The 13,026-nt window shown below is 47.1% G+C and carries 21 protein-coding genes, 1 tRNA gene and 1 rRNA gene; 17 read left to right on the forward strand and 6 right to left on the reverse strand.

Annotation, left to right across the window (positions count from 1 at the left end; all coding sequences use genetic code 11):
* From NFR62_RS00005 to NFR62_RS00015, 3 genes are all read left to right on the forward strand, one after another.
* Positions 1–176 (forward strand): 23S ribosomal RNA (locus NFR62_RS00005); the annotation flags it as partial.
* A 132-nt stretch (positions 177–308) separates the two neighbouring features.
* Positions 309–384: transfer RNA gene (locus tag NFR62_RS00010), tRNA-Asn, on the forward strand.
* Between the two features lie 66 nt (positions 385–450).
* Positions 451–1,011: a GrpB family protein gene (locus tag NFR62_RS00015; RefSeq protein ID WP_251611945.1), complete on the forward strand. Its 561-nt coding sequence runs from the start codon at positions 451–453 to the stop codon at positions 1,009–1,011.
* Between the two features lie 69 nt (positions 1,012–1,080).
* Here NFR62_RS00015 and NFR62_RS00020 read toward each other — a convergent pair whose 3' ends face one another.
* From NFR62_RS00020 to NFR62_RS00045, 6 genes are all read right to left on the reverse strand, one after another.
* A complete protein-coding gene (locus NFR62_RS00020) occupies positions 1,081–1,638 on the reverse strand; it encodes a hypothetical protein (RefSeq protein ID WP_251611947.1) in 558 nt (185 codons plus the stop codon).
* A 67-nt stretch (positions 1,639–1,705) separates the two neighbouring features.
* On the reverse strand, positions 1,706–2,311 hold the full coding sequence (locus tag NFR62_RS00025) for a sugar O-acetyltransferase (RefSeq protein WP_251611950.1): 606 nt from the start codon (positions 2,309–2,311) through the stop codon (positions 1,706–1,708).
* 360 nt (positions 2,312–2,671) lie between these two features.
* Positions 2,672–3,067 (reverse strand): hypothetical protein, encoded by a 396-nt coding sequence (locus NFR62_RS00030; RefSeq protein ID WP_251611953.1) that lies wholly within the window; start codon positions 3,065–3,067, stop codon positions 2,672–2,674.
* Positions 3,068–3,147: 80 nt separating this feature from the next.
* The gene (locus tag NFR62_RS00035) at positions 3,148–3,342 is read right to left on the reverse strand and encodes a hypothetical protein (protein WP_251611956.1); all 195 of its coding nucleotides are present in this window, start codon (positions 3,340–3,342) and stop codon (positions 3,148–3,150) included.
* Positions 3,343–3,622: 280 nt separating this feature from the next.
* Positions 3,623–5,236 (reverse strand): recombinase family protein, encoded by a 1,614-nt coding sequence (locus NFR62_RS00040; RefSeq protein WP_251611959.1) that lies wholly within the window; start codon positions 5,234–5,236, stop codon positions 3,623–3,625.
* Position 5,237: 1 nt separating this feature from the next.
* The gene (locus NFR62_RS00045) at positions 5,238–5,630 is read right to left on the reverse strand and encodes a helix-turn-helix domain-containing protein (RefSeq protein WP_251611962.1); all 393 of its coding nucleotides are present in this window, start codon (positions 5,628–5,630) and stop codon (positions 5,238–5,240) included.
* A 248-nt stretch (positions 5,631–5,878) separates the two neighbouring features.
* Here NFR62_RS00045 and NFR62_RS00050 point away from each other — a divergent pair, with 248 nt between their 5' ends.
* From NFR62_RS00050 to NFR62_RS00110, 14 genes are all read left to right on the forward strand, one after another.
* Positions 5,879–6,109, forward strand: coding sequence for a hypothetical protein (locus tag NFR62_RS00050; protein ID WP_251611965.1), 231 nt, complete (start codon positions 5,879–5,881; stop codon positions 6,107–6,109).
* A gap of 10 nt (positions 6,110–6,119) precedes the next feature.
* Positions 6,120–6,485 (forward strand): hypothetical protein, encoded by a 366-nt coding sequence (locus NFR62_RS00055; RefSeq protein ID WP_251611968.1) that lies wholly within the window; start codon positions 6,120–6,122, stop codon positions 6,483–6,485.
* Positions 6,486–6,729: 244 nt separating this feature from the next.
* The gene (locus NFR62_RS00060; RefSeq protein WP_251611970.1) at positions 6,730–6,945 is read left to right on the forward strand and encodes a helix-turn-helix domain-containing protein; all 216 of its coding nucleotides are present in this window, start codon (positions 6,730–6,732) and stop codon (positions 6,943–6,945) included.
* Between the two features lie 23 nt (positions 6,946–6,968).
* Positions 6,969–7,202 carry a hypothetical protein gene (locus NFR62_RS00065; RefSeq protein WP_251611972.1) on the forward strand — a complete coding sequence of 78 codons (234 nt, stop codon included), beginning with the start codon at positions 6,969–6,971 and terminating at the stop codon, positions 7,200–7,202.
* On the forward strand, positions 7,199–7,567 hold the full coding sequence (locus NFR62_RS00070) for a hypothetical protein (RefSeq protein ID WP_251611973.1): 369 nt from the start codon (positions 7,199–7,201) through the stop codon (positions 7,565–7,567). The genes NFR62_RS00065 and NFR62_RS00070 overlap by 4 nt, the downstream gene beginning before the upstream one ends.
* 2 nt (positions 7,568–7,569) lie before the next feature.
* On the forward strand, positions 7,570–8,034 hold the full coding sequence (locus tag NFR62_RS00075) for a helix-turn-helix domain-containing protein (protein WP_251611974.1): 465 nt from the start codon (positions 7,570–7,572) through the stop codon (positions 8,032–8,034).
* Positions 8,035–8,111: 77 nt separating this feature from the next.
* On the forward strand, positions 8,112–8,423 hold the full coding sequence (locus NFR62_RS00080) for a hypothetical protein (RefSeq protein WP_251611975.1): 312 nt from the start codon (positions 8,112–8,114) through the stop codon (positions 8,421–8,423).
* Complete coding sequence (locus tag NFR62_RS00085) at positions 8,410–9,237, forward strand: ERF family protein (protein WP_251611976.1); 828 nt, start codon at positions 8,410–8,412, stop codon at positions 9,235–9,237. The genes NFR62_RS00080 and NFR62_RS00085 overlap by 14 nt, the downstream gene beginning before the upstream one ends.
* Entirely contained in the window at positions 9,237–10,118 is an 882-nt protein-coding gene (locus tag NFR62_RS00090; protein WP_251611978.1) for a hypothetical protein, read from the forward strand. Before NFR62_RS00085 ends, NFR62_RS00090 begins: the two co-directional genes overlap by 1 nt.
* Before the next feature lies 1 nt (position 10,119).
* Positions 10,120–10,692, forward strand: a complete 573-nt coding sequence (locus NFR62_RS00095) for a hypothetical protein (protein ID WP_251611980.1) — start codon at positions 10,120–10,122, stop codon at positions 10,690–10,692.
* The gene (locus tag NFR62_RS10200; protein WP_420851348.1) at positions 10,689–10,988 is read left to right on the forward strand and encodes an HNH endonuclease; all 300 of its coding nucleotides are present in this window, start codon (positions 10,689–10,691) and stop codon (positions 10,986–10,988) included. Before NFR62_RS00095 ends, NFR62_RS10200 begins: the two co-directional genes overlap by 4 nt.
* Before the next feature lie 14 nt (positions 10,989–11,002).
* Positions 11,003–11,425 carry a single-stranded DNA-binding protein gene (locus NFR62_RS00100; protein WP_251611982.1) on the forward strand — a complete coding sequence of 141 codons (423 nt, stop codon included), beginning with the start codon at positions 11,003–11,005 and terminating at the stop codon, positions 11,423–11,425.
* 11 nt (positions 11,426–11,436) lie between these two features.
* A complete protein-coding gene (locus NFR62_RS00105) occupies positions 11,437–12,156 on the forward strand; it encodes a helix-turn-helix domain-containing protein (protein ID WP_251611984.1) in 720 nt (239 codons plus the stop codon).
* Positions 12,157–12,159: 3 nt separating this feature from the next.
* Entirely contained in the window at positions 12,160–13,020 is an 861-nt protein-coding gene (locus tag NFR62_RS00110; protein ID WP_251611985.1) for an ATP-binding protein, read from the forward strand.
* Positions 13,021–13,026 lie beyond the last annotated feature (6 nt).

Raw genomic sequence — 13,026 nt, forward strand, 5'->3', positions numbered from 1 at the left:
CGGAGCGGATAAACGCTGAAAGCATCTAAGCGTGAAACCCACCTCAAGATAAGATATCCCGTGCCGTAGCAATACGGTGCTAAGACCCCTTAAAGACTATAAGGTTGATAGGCCAAAGGTGTAAGCACAGCAATGTGTTCAGCTGATTGGTACTAATAGGTCGAGGGCTTAATCGCAGAAAAGATTGACTGAAAGAATAAGACCTCAATAACTGAATGTAAAATATACGCTATATACTTTAAAATGGCTCATGGTGTTGTTTCTTTCTTCTTCGTTTGCAGTTGTGAGTGTGTAAAATAACTATCTTTGCCCTGGTAGCTCAGCGGTAGTAGCATTCGGCTGTTAACCGAAGTGTCGAAGGTTCAAATCCTTTCCGGGGCGCCATTAAATCGGTTTAAAAGTTCAGATTCTTTTAAACCGATTTTGCATTTCAAAGCAAGGTGTTTTAATATGAATAAAAGATTGAGCGAAATGACGCTTGAAGAATTGTGGCAACTGTTTCCCATAGTTCTTACCGAGCATAACGAATGTTGGCAACTGTGGTATGAAAAAGAAGCTTCGGAACTTGCGAAAATTTTGCCGAAAGAGACTGAAATTTACCACATAGGGAGCACCGCAATAGCGGGGATTTGGGCGAAACCTATAATAGATATTTTGGTTGAAGCCCCCGATTCTTGCGATTTGCATAATATTGCGAAAGAAATAAGCGAATACGGTTACATAATTATGTATGTAAGCGACAAACGGATTTCATTGAATAAAGGGTACACTGAAAAAGGTTTTGCCGAAAAGGTCTTTCACGTTCATTTGCAACACAAAAGTGAAAAAGACGAGGTATTATTCAAAGATTATCTGAACGTGCACCCGAGTGTGGCAAAAGATTACGAAAGTTTGAAGTTGAAATTATGGAAACAATTCGAACATAACCGTGACGCGTACACTGAGGCAAAGAGCGATTTTGTTTTAAAGTATACCGCGCTTGCAAAAGCAGAAGAACACCGAAGCGAATAATCTTTGGGGTTATTTTTTCTATTTTATAAGCTTATTTAAGTTTGAAAGTTTTTAAAAATTAACGCTGAATCAAATTGACTCTTTTCCGAATAACAGACTTATCACAGCGCATATAAGCAATATAATTACAAATATTATAGCAAATTCGCTTGCCCATTTGTCGTTAAGCGTAGTCTTTTTTTTGCGTTTGGTGTTTTGAGCGTTTTTGCAACTTATTAAAATATGGTTTACGCCGAATAGTATCGCAAAAGCGATAAGGGGAATATAAGCCAAAACTATGCCGCTGAACAGAAAAACGCATGTAGGCAAAATCGATAACGACAGCGCTTTTAACAGGTCATTTCTTTTCCAACATACTGCCCAAAATATTAAGTATGCAAGGCATAAACCGCCGTTCACCGACAAGTAAACCGCAAGCGCGTAATCAAACCAAAAGCCAAAATAAGTGTACGGAATATTAAAAATCATTAAAACAAAACAGGCGTATCTGCCTATTTGCTCTAAAACAGTTACCGTTTTATTATTATAAGCGTTTGCGGCATCGTTCTTGTGTTTAACAAAGTAGACGATATTGGGAAGCATAATAACCGCCATAATCGCAAGTCCGTAGTAATTAAACCATTTCATAATTTAAAGATATTACTCCTTAAAGTTGTTGGGCTGTGCACTCTGTTAAACGGGGAATAGGGATAAGCTAATTTTTAAAAAGTTTGTCTTTTTCGGTGATTTGCCTTATTACTTTGCAAGGATTGCCTACGGCAAGGGAGTTATCCGGAATATCTTTTGTAACAACTGCTCCTGCGCCTATAACGCAACCGTTGCCGATTTTAACGCCGCCGATTATGGTTACGTTGCTTGCAATCCAACAGTTGTCGCCTATTGTTACGGGTTTGGCATATTCAACCGTATAAGGCGTTCCGTCGTCTTTAAATCGGTAATTTCTTTCTTGCGCGGTTAAAGGGTGAATCGCCGTCACAATAGAGCAATTCGGACCTATCATTACATTGTCACCGATAGTAACGGCGGCACAGTCTAAAACCGTTAAATTGAAGTTTGCGTAAAAATTTTTACCGAAATATGTGTTGTCACCGTAGTCGAAGTGGAGCGGACCTTGCAAAAACGCCGTTTCGTCTATATGCGGCAACAAGCGTTTGAGAATAGCGGTTCTTTTTTCTTTTTCGTCTTCACGGGTAGCGTTATATTGCTCGTTTAAAATATGCGCTTCTTTGCGGCGCTCATATAGTTCGGCGTCGGACGTGTCGTATAATGCGCCCGATAGCATTTTTTCTCTCTCTGTCAAGGCAAAAGCACTCCTTATGCTAATTTAGTAATATAATAGCATAAGCGGTTGATTTTTGCAAGCGTATAAAAACTGTTCATATATCGTCTTGTTTTAGAAGTGATAACTTAAAACGAAAATTTGTATTTGATTTTGTGTTGCTTTTCGAATGAATTAAATAGCTGATTTTCTTAATGTAAAATATTGTAATAAAAGGTAAGCCGATACAATCTCCGAAAAAGCACGACGGCAACAAAAAACAAAGCCTTGTTCTGCAAGCACGCGGTTAGTGAAAATATAAAAAGAGTTTGAACATTGCAAGTTCAAACTCTTCCAAAAGTGGTGGGTAGTAATAACCTAAAACGAATAATTAAAGATATATTAGTGATGATATGTTGGTTTGGTTGTTACAACAAAACTACCTTTTTCAGACAGTATTTGTTCAAGAGTAAGAAAATCTATATAGCCATTCGCATTTGTATAATTTGAGTAATCTATCGGTTTGATAATGCGCCATATACCCAAATTGTGCTTTACCCGATACGGCTTAAAAAATAGTATATTCGCACATTTGTAATATATGTTTTTTTCTTTATCATCTTCAAATATAATCCCCAGCTTTTCACCATTCATATCATACGCCAAATATCCATTTTTGCGCCATGTATTTGTTATACCTTCGCCACTTATCAAATTATTTTTATCGAAATCATAATTCATTTTCTCATTTACAATTTTTAATGTTAGCTCCGAGTCATAAATTCTTTGATTTTTCATACGTTTTATTCCTTTATAATAAAGTTTTTTATTAATACACCACAATGGACTCAATACTTGCTTTATTTCTGTCTACACATTTATTCTTTTTGATGTAATAAGTTCTTTTTCTTTTCTTTCGCTATAATATCTTCTAAATATGGATAATCTTTTGATAATTTATGAAGTATTCCCTCGTTTTTTTGCCAAGCATCGTAAGACACTTTGCAAAAAATTATTGCTGGAATAAGCAGTATTATAGCTATTAAACCAATGATTGAAAGAAATAGTTCCATAAATTTTCTCCCTACAAATTTATCACATATATTATACCATAAAACATATAGCCTTTGTCAATAGCAAATCAAATTTATTTTATTCAAATTCACTTTGGCGCTGAGGTGGGTGCTTGAATAAACAAGCGGCTCTCTACGCTCGCCGTTAATCACTCGCCGCAATCAAAAAACCAAATAAAAGGCAAACCGATATAATCTCCGAAAAAGCAAGACGGCAACAAAAAACAAAGCCTTATTCAGTAACTGCGCGGTTAGTTAAAATATAAAAAGAGTTTGAACATTACAAGTTCAAACTCTTCCGAAAGTGGTGGAGCGTGGCTTGTGAAATACGAACACTGCCCCCGCCCGTTGAGGCGGGGGTATTTTCGTTTTTCTCGAAATTTTCCGCCAGCTCGACGTCCTCGGACGCTTGAGGGTATCCGACAACCTCGCCACCGTCTATATTAAAGTATATAATAAATTTATCGTCATACAAGTAAAAGCTATTTATCAGAGCGTCCACAACGCGCTTTTGGAATTCCTTATCGGCGGGATTTCCGCGCTCAAAGGTTTTGAGCCACGCTATAAATTGAGCCTTTGACACCGGGATTTTTGACGCAGCGACGAGCCCGTCCCGGTCGTTGAGCAGCTCGTTTTTTTGTGCCTCCAAATCCTCCACGCGCTGGTTGAGCTTTGCGCGTACCATTTTGCTGTCGGCGTCAATAAAGGCGTTGACGGCTTTTTCTATTTCCTCCTCGAGTGCTGCGACGCGGCGCTCGATAGCTTTTACATTTTCCTCGTTGAATTCGTTTTGATAAAGCGCCATTACGCGGTCGGCTATAAAATCCATACGTTTAGGCTCAAGCACATACTCAAGGGTGAGCTCGACGACGAGCTGCTCGAGAAAGTCTTTTCTTTCGCTGCGCTTGTCGCAAGTATGGTACTTGTACTTTTTGCCACAAGCGTAATAGTAGTAGGTGGCTGCGCGTCCCGTGCCGCTCACTCCGACCATACGAGCCCCACAATGCCCACAATAGGCTTTGCCTTGCAAGATATAATCCTCTTTAGCTTTGAGGGCTGCGGGGGCTAATTTACGCCTTGCAAGTCGTTTCTGCACGGTTTCAAAGGTGGCTTTGTTTATGAGTGGGGGATATATGTTTGTATATAGTACGCCGTCGTGCTCAACCTCGCCTATATACTTGCGGCTGGTGAGGTTATTTTGAAAGCTGTTTAACGTGAGCGGCTTGTTTTTGGTATTCTTGTAGCCGCGGCGGGTAAGCTCCGCCATAATATCCTTTTTGGAGGCGCCACTTGCGTAAGCCTCGAAAACATACCGGACGAGCGGCGCCGTTTCCTCGTCGATTACTACGATTTTGCGCGGCTTGCGGTCGCCGGCACTGCGCGGGTCGTCAACGACTTTATACCCAAGCAGAGGACGCCCGCCGGTAAAATTGCCCTTTGCGTAACTTTCACGCAGCCCGCGGGTAACTTTTTGCGAGAGCTCCTCGCTGTAGTATTCCGCCATACCGATATAAAAGTTTTCGAGGAGGATACCGTCAAGATTTTTCGAGCCGTCCACGTTGCGAGCGGTGCGCTGCGTGGCGGAAATTACCGTCTTGCCGTTTTTCTGCAAGTGGTATTTGTTTATCGCTATTTCGATACTATTACGACCAAAGCGGTCGATAGCATACACGAGCACAATATCCCACTTTGCGGCGGCGCTATCCTTGAGCAGCTGCTGGAACGCCGGGCGCAAGTCATTTCGCCCAGTGAGGTGCTCGTCCTCGTATGTACGGACTATTTGCAAATCGTTTGCAGCTGCAAACTTGCGGCACTCGGTAAGCTGCCCCTCGATAGACTGGTACGTCTGCGTGCTGCCGGGGCTGTACCGTGCATATACAACGGCTTGCCTCATATTACGCCTTGCCCTCCTTAAGCTCATAAGCATAAGAGAGCAGGGCATTTTTTTGCCGTGTGCTCAATTCGCCGAATATCTGCAAGAGCTCCGTTTCAAACTCCGAGAGCTCGAGCGCAGCGGTGCCGTTTATCGTAACGACGTTGTGGTGGTTTTCGTCGCCGAAAATTCCTTGCGCGACAATGGGGTGCTGCGGCTCGCGTCCAGTTACGAGGTAATCGACGGATACGTCAAAGTATTCGGCGATTTTTTCAAGTAAATCCGAGGCGGGGCTCGTTTGTTTTTGTTTCCACGCGGATATAGTAGCAGGGCGCACGCCTATGTAGTCAGCTAAAGCCCCTTGTTTTTTGCCTTGTACGTCTAAAAGTGAGAAAATACGCTCCGAAATAGTCATAAAATTACGCTCCTTTTGAAATATTTTCAAATAAACCGCAAAAAACCCTTGACAAATCAAATAAAGCGTAATAAAATATAGGCAAGGTTATAGGAAACCGTAACGCCTATAACCCCCTTGCGAAATTGACAAGCAAGAGTTTTGCGGTTTGTTTGTAGTAGCGTACACATTATAGCAAAAATTCTTTCGCTTGTCAATAAGCAAGGCTATAAAACCGTAAAGTTTCGGAAATAGGAGGACATACCAAAATGAACAAGCAACGCAGAAAGCAACTTTACGAGCTGGCGGAAAAAATCCGCTCGCTTAAGGACGAGGTGGAAACGCTCCGCGACGAGGAGCAGGACTATTACGACAATATGCCCGAAAGTTTCCAAAGCGGCGAGAAAGGCGACAAAGCGCAAGAGGCAATCGACGCGCTGGACGAGGCGCTCGACAGCCTCGACAGTGCAGCGGACAGCCTCGACACAGCGACGGAGTAAGGAGGGTATTATGGAAATCACGATAAAAAAGACGTTTACCATTACCGACGAACAGCTCGACGATATTATGTGTACAGCGCTTGAGGGCGGTATAACCTACTGGTGCGCCGAGGCAAAAGCGGTCGGCGATTATCTCGGCGAATATGCACACGAGCAAATCTCACGCGGCGGGCAGCTCATACTTTCCGACAGCGAGGAGGACAAGACCTACGAGCTCAACAAAGAAAAGCTGCTCAAGGGGCTGGAGCTTTACTTGACTAACGGAGGCGACGCGGAAATCGTGCACGGCGATACAATCGACACGTGCGAGGTGGACGCAATCGCAGCGGACGAAATCGTGCAGTATGCGCTTTTTGGCGGCGTTATTTACGGGTGAGGTGGTGGCGTGATTATAACAAGAGAGTGGGCTATGCCCAACAGTGAAACCTTTTCAATTAAACCCATAAAGGCGCTAATTGAAAGGTACATATCGGGCAAATCGGTTATTATAGACCCATTTGCAAATTCCAATAAATACGGGACTATAACGAACGACTTAAACCCAAACACAAGCGCGCAGTTCATATTGACGCCCTCGAGTTTCTCAAAATGCAGCAAGACAAAAAGGAGGTGAAAGGCTAATGTTACACGAAAGGCTCAAAGAGGCAAGAACAAAAGCGGGCTTGTCGCAGGAAAAAGTAGCCAAAGAGTGCGGAATTACGCAGCCGGCATATTTCGATATTGAACACGGCGACCGTGCGCCCTCGCTGGCAGTAGCAAAGCGACTTGCAAATCTTTTCGGCGTATCACTTGACTGGCTGGTCGGTACGGACGCCGGAGGCAAAGGGAAAGCATAGGAGGCAGTGAGGAGGACATACCGGTGGAAACTTACGTACAAATCGGCGTCGCGGTGCTGCGCGACACCACAACCGGGGAGCCGCTCAAGCCTACCATACCACTATTTGCACAAAGCAAGACGGAGCCCCAAGCGTCGGGCTTGACCCGGTGCGAGGAAAAAATTTTATCCGACGTCGCCGGCGTATTCGTGGATATTTTCCGCAGATACAGCGACGAAATCAAAAAAATCAAATCTATGGAGGACATACCAAAATGAACGAAAAGAAACTCTACAAGGTAACTATTACCGACGAAACCGGCAAGGTAGTGCACGAGGTTGAGAGCGATTGCATAATCGCGGCAATTTCCGACCCGTCCAAGGGCACAAAAGAGTGCTCGGCAATCCACGGGGTATATATGACGGACTGCCCCGGTATTACGATACAACACGCTTTCCAAGCGGTGGAAACCGTAAAAAGGGAGGCAATCGCTAAAAATCCGACGCTCGGCATAATGCTGGCAATGGACAGCCTCGACCGTATCGCTAAAAAGCACGGCGTTAAACTCGGCGCAGACGAAAGCGGCAGCGAGGGCTCGGGGGGGGTATTTGACTTTTTTAACGAAATACTGAAACGGAGGTAATTATGCGACTGAAAGAGTTACGCGGCGACCTTAAGCAAAAGGAGGTCGTGCAGCACATCAAAAAAACCGATAAGCGGGTGGATAGCGGACTTTATTCCAAGTATGAAAACGGCGTTGCGCTGCCTACTCCGGAGCAACTGAAAGCTATTTGCGAGCTGCTGGGCGTCGAGCCGCTGGACATTTACAGCGAGGCGGAAATCAACCTCAAGAGCACCAAGGCGACCGTACATAAAGCTACCGCCAAGGAAAGCGAGGAGCCGGAAACGTACAACCTTTGCGTGAGGCTTGAGCGCGGCGCTGCAAGGTGGTTTCGCAAAGACATACTCGCCGCGTGTGGGTATCGTAACCTTACCCACTGGGTAAACGTCGGACTGCTGCGGCTCAAAAAAGAGTACGAAAAAGTTACGGCAAAGGCAAAGAAAAAAGCCGCCCGAATTGAGCGACAAAACGGACGGCACGATAATTGAGGACATACCAAAATCAACAACTAACGCTATAAGACTATAGCACAAAAATTTCAAAATGTCAAGGAGGACATACCAAAATGAAAACAATCTACAAGTGCGAAATTTGCGGCAAGGAGTTTTCCGACTGGGAGGAGTGCAGCAAGCACGAAAAAACTTGCAAGGAAATTCACGCAACCGGCTTGCGCCTCGCGGAGCAGCTCAACGACACCGTGAAAGCAGCGGACGAGCGCGGCGGCTGCGAGGTTGGTATCTGCGTCGGAGCGGACGACACGATTTACCGCTTTATCGGAGCCGAATACAGCGCAAAAGAGCGCCTCGTCGTGCTCGACGTTGACACGGACGACAACCTCGGCAGAAAGAGAGGAGGGGCAAGCAATGGCAACAACTAACGGAATTTACGCCGCTATCAACGGCATTATGGAGGAAATCGGGGCAATCGGCAAGACCTCGAAAAACCAGCAGCAAGGCTTTATGTATCGCGGCATTGACGCGGTTATGAACGCCTTACAGCCGGCGCTCGTAAAGCATAAGGTTTTCGTGGTGCCGGAAATCCTCGAACAAAAGCGCGAGGAGCGCGTTACCGGCAAAGGCGGCAACCTTATTTACTCGGTACTCAAAATCAAATACACCTTTTACGCGGAGGACGGCTCGAGCGTTTCCGCTACCGTCATAGGCGAGGGTATGGACAGCGGCGACAAGGCAAGCAATAAAGCTATGAGTGTAGCGTTTAAGTACGCTTGTTTTCAAGTCTTATGTATCCCGACGGAGGAAATGAAAGACCCGGACGCGGAAACACCGCCCGAGAGCTTGCCGAAACCTACGCAGGCGCAGCTTGAGGAACTGCAAAAGCTCAATATCGACCTTAACAACGTGGCAACCTATTTCAAGGTAAGAGTGGAGTTTTTGAGCGCGCAGCAAGTACAGTCCGCTATTGATATGAAACGCAAGAGGCTGGCAGCGCAGGAGGCGAACGCCGCAGAGAACAGCGAGGAGCCGCCCGCAGCAGCACCGCAGAAAACTGGCAAGCCCAAAACCAAGTACCAGCAGATTAAAGAGCTGGGCGCGGAGCGTGGCTTTGATATGGAGGACGTTACGGCGCTGGCGCTGGATATGTTCGGCACCGATAAAATCAACAGCCTTTCGGACAAGGATTTCAAGGCGCTGCTTGATAGAATAAACACCAATATGGAGGGCGCGGACTAATGGAAAGGGCGATATTTAACAAGGAAAATCACACGTACACACTGGACGGCAAAATCCTTATAAGCGTTACCCAACTTATGCGCAAGCACGGGCTCGCCCCGGATTACTCGGGAATAAACGAAACAGTGCTCCAGCGTAAAGCGGAGCGCGGGACGCTTATACACGAGGAAATCGAGCGCTATATCAAACACGGCGAGCTCGGCTTTACATCAGAGCAGGACGACTTTATCGGCTTTGCCAAAGAGCTGGGACTTAAGAATATGCGCTCCGAGCAAATCGTAAATAACGACCTTGTGGCGGGCACTATCGACCTTATGGCGGAGCGCGTCGCCGGTAAAGCCACCATAAAAGTGCTTGCCGATTATAAGACCGGTACAACGGTGGACAAGGAGGCAGTACGCTGGCAGCTTTCGCTTTATGAGCGTTTGAGCGGTGAGAAATTCGACGAGTTTTACGTTTTCCACCTTTGCGAGAAAAGCAAGTACATACCGCTGGAGCATATCCCCGCCGAGGAGGTCGAAAAGCTGCTTGAGTGTGAACGCAAGGGCGAGATTTACAAGCCCCGCACGCTTATGGTGCCGAGCGAGTTACTGGCAGCTGCAGAGCAAGCGGAGCGCGCCGTTAAGGTCGCAGAGGCAGCAAAGAAAGAGGCGGAGGCGAACGCAAACGAGATAAGGGCGCAGCTTATTGCAGCAATGGAGGCGCAAGGTATAAAGAGCTTTGAAACCGCCGACAAGTCAATGCTTATCACATACGTGGCGCCCTCGGTACGCCAAGGATTAGACAGCGAACTCCTCAAAAAGGAGCACCCGGAGCTTGCCCAAAAGTACGTAAAGACCTCAACCGTCAAGGCGTCGGTGCGTATCACCGTGCGAGGTTGATATGCTGGGCTCGTTTATAGGAAAGTACAAAGATTGCCTCACGGACGAGCGCGGCGCCGTCGTTGTTTCTTTTACCGTTGAGGGCTCGGAAAGGTACGCCGCAAGGCAATGCGCGGCTGCGGCGCAGACGGCGCTTGCAAGTGGCAAAGAGCGGCTCAAAATCGAGGTGAATATCGACAAGCCCAAGCGGTCGCTTAACGCAAATAATTACTTTTGGCAGTTATGCGACAAAATCGCGCAAAAGGTCGGCAGTAGTAAGCTGGACGTTTACCGCGGTTATGTGCTCGAGCAAGGCGTCTTTGAGGCTATGGAAATTAACGCGGCGGCGGTGCAACTCTTTACCGAGGTATGGGGTGCCCGTGGCGACGGCTGGCTCGTCGAACTGCTGGACGGCGCGGAACGCGAGGGTTTCGTATTGCTCCACGCCTACAAAGGCAGCAGCACCTACGACAAGGAGCAAATGGCGCGGCTTATTGATAGCGTCGTAACGGACGCAAAAGAGCTCGAAATTGAAACGCGAACGCCGGAGGAAATCGAACTAATGAAACAGCGCTGGGAGGGCTCCCGTTTATGAAATCCAAACGAACGAAAGCCCTTGCAATTACCCCGAAAGTCAAAAAGGCGGTTTACGACAGGGACGGCGGGAGGTGTGTTTTGTGCGGTAGCCCTTACGGGCTGCCCGAGGCGCACTATATCCCGCGCTCGCAGGGCGGGCTCGGCATAGAGGAAAATATCGTAACACTATGCCGAAATTGCCACCGTGAACTCGACCAAACTACACGCCGGGCAGAACTGCTCAAGCGCGTAAAGGCTCACCTTGATATATGGTACCCGGGCTTTTCGGACAACGACCGAATTTATAAAAAATAGGAGGATACACCAAAATGAACAAAGTTATTTTGATAGGCAACCTTGTGCGTGATGTGGAGCTTTCCACTACACCCAGCGGCGTATCGGTGGCAAAGTTTACCCTCGCGGTAAATCGCAACTTTCAGAATTCTGCGGGCGAACGCGAGGCAGACTATCCCAACATTATAGCGTGGCGCGACCTTGCAGACCGTTGCGCGCAATACCTTTCCAAAGGGAAAAAGGCGGCGGTGGTAGGTATGCTGCAAACACGCTCGTATGAGGTGGAGGGGCAAAAGCGATACGTTACCGAGGTGGTGGCAAGCGAGGTCGAATTCTTGACCCCGAAAGGTGAAAGCCAGCAAGAGGCGCCGAGAGGTAACGCAGCACCGCAAGGGCAGAGAAATAGGCGACGCGACGAGCTCGTGCCGATTGACGACGACAGCGACTTGCTTTTCTAACGGAGGCGTAAATGGAAATCAAAAAATCATACTACGCCGTAATACCCGCGACGGTGCGCTACGACAAGCGGATACCAGCAGCCGCCAAGCTCTTATACGGGGAAATAACGGCGCTATGTAATCAGAGCGGGCTATGCTGGGCAGAAAATACATACTTTGCCAACCTCTACGAGGTGAACACCCGGACGATACAAGGCTGGATAAACGCCTTGCTCAATGCGGGATATATACACCGAAATATCCAATACGCCGAGGACGGCAAGACGGTTATACGCCGCTGCTTGAGTATCGCGTCGTCTGAAATCACCACCCCGTGCAAAAATTTTCACGAGGGCAGCGCTGAAAGCAGCGCTACGGTAGCGCTGAAAAATTCACCTATAATATTACAAGATAATACTACAACGAATATTACAAGAAATAATCCCCCTACCCCCGGAAAAAAGAAAGCACTTTTTGAGGGTATGACGGCAGAAACCGACTTGCCGGAAAGAGTAAAAGCCGCCGTATATAAGTGGCTGGAATATAAAAAGTACAACTATCAAGAAATGGGTTTCAAGGCTTTACTCACTATAGTGCAAAGAAAGGTCGAGGAGTACGGGGCGGACGCGGTTATCGAACTGGTGGACGAGTGTATCTCAAACACGTGGAAAGGGCTTATATGGGAAAAACTCCAAAAGCGCCAACCGCAGCAACAACCTAAAAAGCCGCGAAACTACGACGAGGAGGACTGACCTATGGAGCACGTAAATGACGTCTTAAGCAAGTTAGTGCCGCCGCCAAGAGAGGCAGACGCCGACGAGTACGTGGGTGAGGACGGCTTGATTTATTGCAAGTTATGTAAAACCCCGCGGCAATTTATATTTGAGAATTTTACGGGCGGCAAGCCGGCAATCCTCCCCAAGTTATGCAAATGCAAAGAGGAGGCAGCCGCAAAGCAAAGACAAGAGGAGGAGCGCCGGGAGCGCCGGGAGCGCATAGAGAACGCCCGCAGTAGGGCAATTTCGGTACCCTCTTATCGCAGTTATCGCTTTTCGGTGGACGACGGCAAGACGCCCAAGACAACGGAAATATGCAAAAACTACGTGCGAAATTTTGCGGAGTTTGCAAAAACCGGGCAAGGGCTTTTATTGTACGGCGACGTCGGGACGGGCAAAACCTTTTACGCTCTTTGCATAGCAAACGCGCTTATCGACCGCGAATACAAAGTGCTGCATACAAGCCTTGCCGACGTGGTAAAAATGGCGCAAGATTTTGACAATGCAGAAAGCCACTTTATGCGGTTGATGTGGCAGCAATGTATCATAATAGACGACCTCGGCACCGAGAGAGCGACCTCGTTTGCCGAGGAGCAAGTCTATAAGTTTATAGACGGCTGTAACACGCACGGCGTGGCGCTAATTGTAACAACCAACTACACACCCAAAGAGCTGGAGGCAGCGGCGGCGGATACATCAGACTTGACCCACGCCCGAATATACAGCCGATTGCTCGAAAAGTGTTTCCCGGTAAGGGTAAACGACATTAAACGCCGAGAGGCTAACACTGCCAAGAACAAGGCGACGGTTGCAGAACTGCTCGGCATAAATAAAAAATAATCGGAG

This window comes from Pumilibacter muris, assembly GCF_943193045.1.
In the GTDB taxonomy this organism is placed as follows: Bacteria; Bacillota; Clostridia; order Christensenellales; family Pumilibacteraceae; genus Pumilibacter; species Pumilibacter muris.